The organism is Legionella sp. PC997 (assembly GCF_014109825.1).
Lineage (GTDB): Bacteria > Pseudomonadota > Gammaproteobacteria > Legionellales > Legionellaceae > Legionella.
Map to the genome: position 1 here is coordinate 1536815 of NZ_CP059576.1, position 11079 is coordinate 1547893.

The window sequence follows — 11079 nt, forward strand, 5'->3', positions numbered from 1 at the left end:
AGGCAAAGGAAATGCTATGTTAAATCCAAAGGATGTAAAGACCGTTGAAGCAGCAAGAAAAATTGTTGAGGAGCGTAATCTAACCCACGTCAAAGTTGGTTTATTTGATATCGATGGGGTAATGCTTGGAAAGTACATGAGCCGTAAAAAGTTCTTCTCGGCTCTGGATAATGGTTTTTCTTTTTGTGATGTGATCTTGGGGTGGGACTCTAAAGATAAACTTTACGATAATGGAAAATATACCGGTTGGCACACGGGTTACCCTGATACTTTAGTGCGTATTCTTCCCGAAACGTGTCGCGATCTCGTTTTTGAAGAAAATCAGTTGTTATTTATGGCTGAATTTGCTGGAGAGGCTGAAACCATATGTCCTCGAGCGTTGCTGCGTCGGGTTGTTAATAAAGCGGATTCAATGGGGTTTGCCGTCTATGCAGCATTAGAATATGAATTCTTTATGTTTGATGAAACACCTGACAGTGTGCGTTCTAAAAGTTTCCGCAATTTAAAACCTATAACACCTGATTTCTTTGGTTATTCTATGATTCGCAATACCGTTCATGCGGATTTATATCATCAAATCCTTAATATGAGTGAGATTATGGATTTCCCTATTGAGGGTTTGCATGCGGAAACAGGGCCTGGGGTGATCGAAGCAGCGATTGCTGTAGATAAGGCCATTGAAGCCGGGGATAAGGCTGCCTTGTTTAAAACGTTTATGAAGATTTTAGCGCAGCGCAACAATATGATGGCAACTTTTATGGCTAAATGGTCGCCGCATTATCCTGGTCAAAGCGGGCATATTCATCTTTCTTTACGTCATAAAGAGGAGGGAGCTAGTGCATTTTATGAACCATCTATGCCTTATAATATGAGTGAAATTCAACGGCATTTTGTCGCAGGCCAACAGAGACTCATGCCCGAGTTCTTGGCAATGGTTTCACCCACTGTGAACAGTTTCTCTCGCTTGGTTCCAGGATTCTGGGCTCCAACTGATGCAACCTGGGGTGTAGAAAATCGTACCACGGCTCTACGAGTTATACCCGGAAGTGACACATCCCAACGAGTTGAATATCGTTTGGGTTCTGCAGATTCGAATCCATATTTAGCTCTGGCTGCTGCTTTGGGCTCTGGTTTGTATGGAATTGAGCAAAAACTAGAACCCTATCCTGAAATTAAAGGGAATTCTTATACACAACAACACGAAGTTGAGCTTGCTTTACCACGAACTCTTTGGGAAGCAGCGACTCGTCTTAGAGAGTCAAAGGCCGCTCGTTCTTTATTTGGCGATTCATTTGTTGAACATTTTGCCGGTTCTCGTGAATGGGAAGAGCGCGAATTTCGTCGTCATATTACAGATTGGGAATTGGATCGTTATTTTGAAATTATTTAACCAGGGTTTGCTCGATTATGAACGACACTTTGAAAACCTATTCGCCTATAGATAATTCTCTATATGTAGAGCGTGCATTTGCCAAAGACAATGAGATTCAATTTGCTTTGGATAGCGCATTAAGTGCAAAAAAACAATGGGCAGCCACTACCTTATCCGAACGCGAGAGTTACTGTATTGCAGCAGTAGAGGCTTTGGTAGCTAAAAAGGATGAGATAGCGAAAGAAATTTGTTGGCAAATGGGGAGACCAATTCGTTATGCTGCTGGGGAAATAAATGGTTTTGAGGAGCGAGCTCGTTATATGATCGCTGCTGCACGCGATGCACTTGGGCCTATCTCATTACCTGAAAAAACGGGCTTTATTCGTTACATCAAACGTGAACCATTAGGGCTTACATTTGTTATTGCTCCTTGGAACTATCCTTACCTCACTGCCGTCAATGCCATCATCCCAGCTATAATGGCTGGAAATGTGGTCTTACTCAAACATTCAGCGCAAACACCACTTGTAGCGGAGCGATTTGATCAAGCTTTTAGAGAAGCAAATCTTCCTCGAGGAGTGTTTCAGTATTTACATCTGACTCATTCAGATACTGAAAAAATTTTGCGTGATTCGTCAATAAACAATGTCGCTTTTACCGGTTCGGTTGCGGGTGGGACAATGATTGAACGAGTAACCGCCGGGCGTTTTTTGAGCATTGGCTTGGAACTTGGAGGGAAAGATCCCGCTTATGTTCGTTGTGATGCGGATATTGATAATGCCGTAGATATACTGATGGATGGGGCCTTCTTTAACTCCGGTCAATCCTGTTGCGGTATTGAACGTATTTACGTTCACAAGAGTATTTACGAACAATTTGTTAATAAGGCAGTAGCCTTGGTTAAACAATATAAACTTGGGCGCCCCGATGATCCGGAAACAACCTTGGGACCCCTTGTTCGTCCTTCTTCTGTCGCTTTTGTGCGGGCACAGATTCACGAAGCATTGGCGCAAGGGGCTATAGCACATATTGATAGTCGAGATTTTGTGATGGATCAACCTGGAACTGCTTATATGGCGCCCCAAATTTTAACGCAAGTAAACCACAACATGCGGATAATGACAGAAGAGACTTTTGGGCCAGGGGTCGGTATCATGGCTGTTGATAATGATGAAGAAGCGATTACATTGATGAATGACAGCCAGTATGGATTAACCGCTGCTGTTTTTACTCAAGATATACCCCAAGGAGTGGCTCTTGGTGAACAACTTCATACAGGAACATTTTTTATCAACCGTTGTGATTATTTAGATCCTGCCTTAGCTTGGACTGGAATTAAAAATTCTGGGCGTGGGTGTACGCTTTCTTCTATAGGATATGACGTATTGACTAGACCCAAATCGTATCATTTAAAAACGGTTAATTTAGAAAGGAATCTATCATAATGAGTACCTCACTGACGGCTAATTGGAATTATCCTACTTCGATAAAGGTAGGAGCAGGACGTATTCGTGAACTTGTCGAAGTATGTCATACCTTAGAAATGAATGCGCCTCTCCTAGTCACCGATAGTAATTTCGCAAAATTGCCGGTGGTTGAGTCCATCTTGGCACATTGCCAAGATGCGGGGTTATTTTGTTCTTTATTTGCCGATGTTAAAGCCAATCCATCGGGAGAACATGTTATGGCCGGTGTAGATGCTTATCAAAAGGGGGACCATGATGGGATTATTGCTTTGGGTGGAGGCTCTGCGCTTGATGCCGGTAAAGCCATTGCCTTGATGGTTGGACAAGATCGTCCACTGTGGGATTTTGAAGACGTAGGAGATAATTGGCGTCGGGTGAATGCTGCAGGCGTAGCGCCCATAATCGCTGTACCCACTACAGCAGGTACTGGTTCAGAGGTGGGACGTGCTTCGGTAATTACCGATACCCAAGAGCAACGCAAAAAGATTATTTTTCATCCAAAAATGATGCCAGTTATGGTTATTTTAGATCCGGGGTTGACCGTTGCTTTACCACCGAACATTACGGCAGCAACTGGCATGGATGCACTGTCTCACTGTTTGGAAGCTTATTGTGCTCCTAGTTATCATCCGCTTGCCGAAGGAATTGCTCTGGAAGGGATTCGTCTAATAAAAGAACATTTACCCCGAGTAATGCAAAATAGTACTGATATCAATTCGCGGACTCAAATGCTCGTAGCTTCTTCCATGGGGGCAACGGCTTTTCAACGTGGGTTAGGGGCTATGCATGCACTTGCTCATCCTTTGGGAGCAATTTATGACGCACATCACGGACGATTAAATGCCATTCTCATGCCGTATGTGCTACTCGCGAATCGATCTGAAATTGAATATAAGATAAGTAGGTTAGCAACCTATTTAGAAATAGAAAGTGGGTTTGATGGATTTCTTGAGTGGATAATTCAGTTGCGACGTGAGTTAGGTATCGAGCACTGTTTAATTGAAATTGGTATTGATGAACAACAAGTGAAACGTATTGCAAAAATGGCAACAGAAGATCCTTCTGCCCAGAGCAATCCAATTCTCTTCGATACAGAACAATATGAACGCATTCTGTTGGCAGCAATCCGCGGCAATTATCCCCATCCTTCACAGACAATAATGAAGCGATTGGCAGAAGCACCTTAAGGACTGCCATGAAAATTGGAATATTGCAATGTGACCAAGTAGACTCAAGGTTAATTGCTGTACATGGAACCTATCTTGAAATGTATATCCAGCTCCTACAAGTAGAAGAACCCAATTTAAAGTTCACTGTTTTTGATGTTCGTTTTGGTGAATTACCTAGCAATATGGATGTCGTGGATGCTTATATTATTACTGGAAGTCGCCATGGCGTTAATGAGGATTTATCTTGGATTAGAGCGCTTGAAGAATTTGTTCGATGCCTTCATGCGGCAAGGAAAAAAATCATAGGGATTTGTTTTGGTCATCAACTTATTGCAAAGGCATTAGGAGGAAAGGTTATAAAAGCTCATCAAGGGTGGGGTATTGGAGTGTCCGTAAATAAAATTACGCAACTCAAGCCATGGATGTCGCCATCTCTCGGAATTTTAAATCTAATCGTTAGCCATCAGGATCAAGTGGTACTCCTTCCGGAGGGAGCAGAGGTTTTGGCAGCGAGTGACTTTTGTCCATTTTACATGGTGCAGATTCGCGACAACCTACTTACTGTACAAGGTCACCCTGAATACAGCAAAAGTTATTCCCGGGCCTTAATTGAACTTCGCAAAAATAATTTAAGCCAAGAAGTAGCTGCGCAGGGATTAAAATCGCTGCAGCAACACTGTGATGACAGGGTATTTGCTAAGTGGGTTGTTAATTTTTTGAATATCTGAATAAGATATGGCATACTTTTTTACTGAAATATCAATAGGTCATGGTTGAAGTCAAATTTATTTGCTAGAATCTAAAGGGATTTAAAAAAAATATTAAACTTATAGGGAGAAATTAAATGAATCGTATCGCTTTAATTGCTGCAACTGGTTTTTTAGCGTTAACGCTAACTGCATGTGGTGAGTCAAGTAACAAACAACCTACTGCTACCACTACTACTGAAACTACTACAACACAACAACAACCAGCTCCAGCACAACAACCTGCTGGTGGAAATCAAACTCAAAACCAGTAAAATCTTTAACCTGGGTGAAGGCTTAGGCCGTAACCCAGGAAAATTTCGACCTGTCATGAGTTCTTTTGAGAAACTTATCAAACAAATATCAGCAATTCTTAAAAAAATGAATTGGCAATTAGTTACGGCTGAATCATGTACTGGCGGGCTTATTGCAAGTTATCTCACTGAAGTTCCTGGAAGTTCAGTCTGGTTTGAGCGTGGATTTGTTACGTACAGCAATCTCGCGAAAGAAGAGTTACTTTCAGTGCCTAAGCAATTAATTGAAGAATACGGTGCGGTCAGTGAACCTGTTGCCCTGGCGATGGCGACTGGTGCATTACAACATAGTGTAGGGCATGTAGCTGTATCGGTTACGGGTATTGCTGGACCTGATGGGGGCAGCTCTGAGAAACCTGTAGGAACGGTGTGTTTTGGTTGGGTAGCTAGGGACATGAAACCCAAAATATTAAGAAAGCAATTCACTGGAAGTCGGCACGATATACGTTTGGCTGCATGCGAAGAGGCGTTATCTGGTATTCTTTCTTATATCAAAAACCGATAAATATTACGACGATAAGGTAATCTAGACAGGAATATCTTAGCCCATAGTAATTCCGATCTATGTAAATTTGATATTTACTCTAGTTAAAACCTCTAGTGCATTTATTTATTTTCCTATGGTTATGGAGGTCAAATCTTCAGCTATTGGGAGTGCTTTTTGTTCAAATTGAACTTGCATACGATCTTTAAAGGGTACATTAGCTTCCTCGGGTATCGGAAAAAATATATGTTTGGCTGCATTAGAAATATTTATTGCTAGGCGTGCTGCATATAATGAATTCGCTGCTACCTTAGAACTCAGTTCCTCGCTTTTACTTTGCATGATCTCAACCTCAAAAAAATATGTTCTGAAATTTTACCAAATGATTAACATTTGTTCAATGTCTGTCGATTTTTCAGTGGCGCGTTGGTTTTTGGCCTGAATGCATTAGTTTATTTTTACTTCATTTGAGTTTGAGGCAAAAAACTCCTTAAATAGGGTGAATCAATTGCTGCTTATTCCTATCTGTGTGATAATTTTACCCTTGCATCTAACTATCTGGAACTATTATGGAAGAAAATAAACAAAAAGCATTATCCGCAGCCCTCTCGCAAATTGAACGTCAGTTTGGCAAGGGATCAGTGATGCGTATGGGTGACAGTACTGTCTCTCGAGATATAGAGGCCATTTCAACAGGGTCTTTAGGATTAGACATTGCATTGGGAATTGGCGGTTTGCCCAAAGGACGTATCGTTGAAATTTATGGCCCAGAGTCTTCTGGTAAAACCACTTTAACATTACAAGTTATTGCCGAATGTCAAAAAATAGGAGGCACTGCCGCATTTATTGACGCAGAACACGCTTTGGACCCAAGCTATGCGCAAAAACTGGGTGTAAATGTGGATGAGCTATTGGTCTCTCAACCTGATACCGGGGAGCAAGCTTTAGAAATTACCGATATGCTGGTACGTTCCGCTGCAGTTGATGTCATTATTGTGGACTCTGTTGCTGCCTTAACCCCGAAAGCAGAAATTGAAGGAGAAATGGGAGATTCACATGTGGGTTTACAAGCTCGACTCATGTCCCAAGCGTTACGGAAATTGACTGCTAATATTAAACGTTCCAATACGCTGGTCATTTTTATTAACCAGATTCGTATGAAAATTGGCGTAATGTTTGGTAGTCCCGAAACCACCACTGGAGGTAATGCATTAAAATTCTACGCTTCTGTTCGCCTGGATATTCGTCGTATTGGATCAATTAAAAAAGGCGAGGAAATCTTGGGTAGTGAAACACGAGTTAAAGTGGTTAAGAATAAAGTGGCTCCGCCATTTAAGATGACCGAATTTGATATACTGTATAACGAAGGTATTTCTCGTGAAAGTGAAATTATCAACTTAGGTGTCCAACTCAATCTGATTGAAAAATCTGGAGCTTGGTACAGCTATAAAGGTGAGAAAATTGGCCAGGGGAAAGATAATGTTCGCTTATACTTAAAAGAGAATCCTCAAATTGCAGCAACTCTTGAACATCAAATTCGTACGGAGCTTTTAGAGAAAAAACTCCCTATGCTTGCGTCAGCTAGTGCGGAAGAATTTGAGGCCGTTGATGACTAAAGCATTTGATTGTGCTGTGCGTCTGTTGTCCAGGCGCGAGCACAGTGCCTTAGAGCTTTGTGATAAATTAAAGCAAAAAGGATATAGTGCGATAGAAGCAAAAAAAGCATTGGATGAATGCCAACGCTTGGATATACAAAGTGATCGACGCTTTGTAGAACTATGTTGTCGCTTACGAATACGTCAAGGTTATGGACCTTTAAAAATAAGCCAGGAATTGAGTAGTAAAGGGATTGATAAGGAATTAATTCATCAATTCTTACAGCAGGAAGAAGATAATTGGCTGACTTATGCTTTAGATGTATGGCAGAAAAAAACTAAAGGTCAATGTGATTTATCGTTTGATGAACTTCAAAAACATCAGCGTTTTTTGCTTTACCGTGGATTTGGTATGGATACCATTGCTCAAGTGAAAAAAGAATTAAAAAAATAAAAATGAAATCGTAGCCTAGGTGCTTGTAGCCTGGGCGATGTGTAGTGATTGTGCTGCGCATTTGCCTAGTACGACCGAAATTAAAATTAACTCAAATTGGTGTTGATTCGAAATGAAAAGTTCTGAAATTAGAGAAGCATTTTTTGATTATTTCACACAACGTGGTCATCAACTCGTGGAATCCAGCTCCTTAATTCCTGCTAATGATCCGACTTTATTGTTTACTAATGCGGGGATGGTGCAATTTAAGGATTTATTTTTGGGACTTGAAACACGCTCGTATCAGCGAGCGGTTACGGCACAGCGCTGTGTTCGTGCAGGTGGTAAACATAATGATTTGGAAAATGTAGGATATACAGCAAGACACCATACATTTTTTGAAATGTTGGGTAATTTTAGTTTCGGTGATTATTTCAAGAGAGAAGCAATAAAATTTGCTTGGGAATTTTTAACTCAAGTGCTGCATTTGCCCGAAGAGCGGTTGTGGGTAACTGTTTATAAAGAAGATCAGGAAGCAGAAGATATTTGGTTAAAAGAAATGAATGTTTCGGCTGCACGTTTCTCTCGTTGTGGTGAAAAGGATAATTTTTGGTCTATGGGGGATACAGGTCCTTGTGGTCCATGCACTGAAATTTTTTATGATCATGGCCCTGAAATTCCAGGAGGTCCTCCAGGCAGCCCGGATGAGGATGGGGATCGATATATTGAAATCTGGAACCTGGTGTTCATGCAATTTAATAGGGATAAAGATGGAAATCTGCATCCATTACCCAAACCCTCTGTGGATACAGGAATGGGACTTGAACGCCTTGCTGCAGTTGTTCAAGGCGTACATAGTAATTATGAAACGGATATATTCCAGTATTTGATTCAAGCAACAGCGAAACTTGGATCTGTTACCGATCTAAATCACACTTCTTTGAAAGTAATTGCTGACCATATTCGTTCTTGTGCATTTTTAATTGCTGATGGAGTAATCCCTGGAAATGAGGGACGAGGCTATGTGCTAAGAAGAATAATAAGAAGGGCTATAAGGCACGGGAATAAGTTAGGTTTACCGACACCATTCTTTTCACAATTAGTAGATCCTTTAATTACGGTAATGGGTGATGCATACCCGGAATTGATAAAAGCTAAAGCGCATATAGAAAAAATTCTTAGCCAAGAAGAAAATCAGTTTGCCCGCACCCTTGATCAGGGGTTACGTCTGCTGCAAGACCAGATGCATTCTCTTGGAGGGCACGAAATATCAGGGGAAATCGCATTTAAACTATATGATACCTACGGATTTCCAGTGGATTTAACTGCGGATATAGCTCGAGAACAAGGCCTCTATGTAGATATGGATGGTTTCAATCAATTGATGCAACAGCAAAGAGAGCAATCTCAAGCAGCAAGTCAGTTCAGCGTGGATTATAGCAACAATGCCCAATTGGATTATCAATCCAATTTTCATGGGTATGAGCAAAAAGAGACCGAAGCAAAAATTATTGCATTGCTTCGTGATGGAAATGAAGTCGAAGTCTTAAGCAAAGGTGCAAAAGGAGCTATAGTTTTAGATCATACACCTTTTTATGCAGAAAGTGGTGGGCAAGTAGGGGATAAGGGAATATTAACAAGTACAGGTTTACGGTTTCGTGTGGATGATACACAAAAAAAAGGTTTAGCCATAGTGCATTATGGTGAAGTTGTGGAAGGTTCTGCAACTTTAGATCAATTGGTGAGAGCTGAAATAGATAACGAGCGTAGAGAAGCAATCCGTTTAAATCATACAGCAACTCATTTATTGCATGCTGCATTAAAAACAGTAGTCGGACCACAAGTCCAACAAAAGGGATCCTTGGTTGATGCTGAACGCGCCCGTTTTGACTTTTCCCATTTTGAATCATTGACTACAGAACAAATAAAAGAAATTGAAATATTAGTTAACAATCAAATTCGAGCCAATAACGAAGTAGTTACCCGGGTTATGGATATTGAATCTGCCAAAAAAAGTGGTGCAGTCGCTCTTTTTGGAGAAAAATATACCGATGAGGTGCGTGTATTATCTATGGGTGAGTTTTCTAAAGAACTTTGTGGCGGAACCCATGCACGACGAACAGGTGATATTGGGTTGTTTAAAATTGTTGCTGAATACGGAATTGCAAGTGGGGTACGACGTATCGAAATGGTAACAGGTCGTTATGCGTTAGGCTGGGTTAATGAACAACAATCACTTTTAAGTGAGTTGGCTTCATTATTAAAAACCACCCCGAATAACTTACCGGATAAATTAGAGCAACTTATTGCCGAAAGTAAAAGTTTAGAAAAAGAAATTGCCAAACTGCAAAGTGAAAAAGCACAAAAGTCAGGGGCAGATCTGGCTAATGAAGTAGAACAAATCAATGGAATTAGTTTGCTGGTTAAACAATTGGAGGGTGTTGACAGCCAAACCATGCGAACTACCCTGGATCAATTAAAATCTAGACTTGATTCAGCTGTAATCGTTTTATTTACAGTGGATCAAAACAAAATGAATGTAATTGCCGGTGTAAGCAAGAGCATTTTAGGGAAAGCTCCCACTGCAGCTACATTGGTAAGACATCTCTGTGGAAAAGGTGGCGGTCGAGATGATATGGCTCAAGGAGGAGGAGAGGTCCCGGCTGATTTGGAGAAAAAGATAGAGGAAATTAGGGAGATGGTGCGTCATTCATAAATGGTATTTGTGTAGCCTGGATTTTCTTCTCCCGGCTACTATTTGTAGAATAATCATTGCATAAGGAAATGACATGAGATTTATAAAAGAATTCAAAGAATTTGCGATCAAAGGAAATGTAATTGATCTTTCAGTGGCTGTTGTTATCGGGGCGGCATTTGGCAAAATCATTAGTTCATTAGTTAGCGGCATTCTTATGCCATTAATTGGTTTATTATTAGGTGGAGTGAATGTCGCAAAGAAAACGTTTACTGTAGGAGATGCAATTGTAAAGTGGGGTGAGTTTTTTCAGGCAGTAATTGACTTTACTATCATTTCATTTTCAATTTTTATCGCAATTAAAGCACTTTCCTTATTAAGAAAAAAAGAAGAAAAGAAAGAAAAACTCACTAGAGAAGAAAGATTATTAATTGAAATTCGCGATCTGTTGAAAGAAAAAAATGTAAAAAACGAATAATTTTCTGTAATCTTGTCCTTCATTATCCCTGTCTCCAGTATCAAACTCCTAAGTCTTTGTAAATCTGCTATAATTTAAAACAGAAAATCATAATAAATAAGGACAGTTATGAACGAGCTCTTGAATTTAATTGCTATAATTGTTGTCTTCGGGGTGGTTTTATGGCTGATAGATATGTTTATACCTATGCCGCCTTCAATTAAAAGCTTACTGAATGTGCTAGTTCTTATTATTTTGGTTATCTATATTTTACAATTTTTTGGGCTCATAAAAACAATATTACCCATGATTAAAATTATGAAGTAAACGAGTGGTATGCGTCAAAAA

The 11079-nt window shown here is 40.3% G+C and carries 12 protein-coding genes; 11 read left to right on the top strand and 1 reads right to left on the bottom strand.

What is annotated here, in order from left to right:
* The first annotated feature begins 16 nt into the window (after nt 1–16).
* From HBNCFIEN_RS06515 to HBNCFIEN_RS06540, 6 genes are all read left to right on the top strand, one after another.
* Entirely contained in the window at nt 17–1390 is a 1374-nt protein-coding gene (locus tag HBNCFIEN_RS06515) for a glutamine synthetase family protein (protein WP_182393253.1), read from the top strand.
* Between the two features lie 17 nt (nt 1391–1407).
* A complete protein-coding gene (locus HBNCFIEN_RS06520) occupies nt 1408–2817 on the top strand; it encodes an aldehyde dehydrogenase family protein (RefSeq protein WP_182393254.1) in 1410 nt (469 codons plus the stop codon).
* Nucleotides 2817–4025, top strand: coding sequence for an iron-containing alcohol dehydrogenase (locus tag HBNCFIEN_RS06525; RefSeq protein ID WP_370530111.1), 1209 nt, complete (start codon nt 2817–2819; stop codon nt 4023–4025). Before HBNCFIEN_RS06520 ends, HBNCFIEN_RS06525 begins: the two co-directional genes overlap by 1 nt.
* Before the next feature lie 8 nt (nt 4026–4033).
* Nucleotides 4034–4735, top strand: coding sequence for a GMP synthase (locus HBNCFIEN_RS06530; RefSeq protein ID WP_182393255.1), 702 nt, complete (start codon nt 4034–4036; stop codon nt 4733–4735).
* A gap of 116 nt (nt 4736–4851) precedes the next feature.
* Nucleotides 4852–5028, top strand: a complete 177-nt coding sequence (locus tag HBNCFIEN_RS06535) for a hypothetical protein (protein WP_182393256.1) — start codon at nt 4852–4854, stop codon at nt 5026–5028.
* Between the two features lie 55 nt (nt 5029–5083).
* Nucleotides 5084–5572: a CinA family protein gene (locus HBNCFIEN_RS06540; protein ID WP_182393257.1), complete on the top strand. Its 489-nt coding sequence runs from the start codon at nt 5084–5086 to the stop codon at nt 5570–5572.
* Nucleotides 5573–5677: 105 nt separating this feature from the next.
* Here HBNCFIEN_RS06540 and HBNCFIEN_RS06545 read toward each other — a convergent pair whose 3' ends face one another.
* Complete coding sequence (locus HBNCFIEN_RS06545) at nt 5678–5893, bottom strand: hypothetical protein (protein WP_182393258.1); 216 nt, start codon at nt 5891–5893, stop codon at nt 5678–5680.
* Between the two features lie 227 nt (nt 5894–6120).
* Here HBNCFIEN_RS06545 and recA point away from each other — a divergent pair, with 227 nt between their 5' ends.
* The 5 genes from recA to HBNCFIEN_RS17695 all read left to right on the top strand — a co-directional run bounded on the left by recA (nt 6121) and on the right by HBNCFIEN_RS17695 (nt 11058).
* Nucleotides 6121–7167 carry a recombinase RecA gene (gene recA, locus HBNCFIEN_RS06550; protein WP_182393259.1) on the top strand — a complete coding sequence of 349 codons (1047 nt, stop codon included), beginning with the start codon at nt 6121–6123 and terminating at the stop codon, nt 7165–7167.
* On the top strand, nt 7160–7600 hold the full coding sequence (gene recX / locus HBNCFIEN_RS06555; RefSeq protein WP_182393260.1) for a recombination regulator RecX: 441 nt from the start codon (nt 7160–7162) through the stop codon (nt 7598–7600). Before recA ends, recX begins: the two co-directional genes overlap by 8 nt.
* 112 nt (nt 7601–7712) lie before the next feature.
* The gene (alaS, locus tag HBNCFIEN_RS06560; RefSeq protein WP_182393261.1) at nt 7713–10295 is read left to right on the top strand and encodes an alanine--tRNA ligase; all 2583 of its coding nucleotides are present in this window, start codon (nt 7713–7715) and stop codon (nt 10293–10295) included.
* 73 nt (nt 10296–10368) lie between these two features.
* Nucleotides 10369–10752, top strand: coding sequence for a large conductance mechanosensitive channel protein MscL (gene mscL, locus HBNCFIEN_RS06565; protein WP_182393262.1), 384 nt, complete (start codon nt 10369–10371; stop codon nt 10750–10752).
* A 108-nt stretch (nt 10753–10860) separates the two neighbouring features.
* Nucleotides 10861–11058 carry a Thivi_2564 family membrane protein gene (locus tag HBNCFIEN_RS17695; RefSeq protein WP_255464381.1) on the top strand — a complete coding sequence of 66 codons (198 nt, stop codon included), beginning with the start codon at nt 10861–10863 and terminating at the stop codon, nt 11056–11058.
* The last annotated feature ends 21 nt before the right edge of the window (nt 11059–11079 follow it).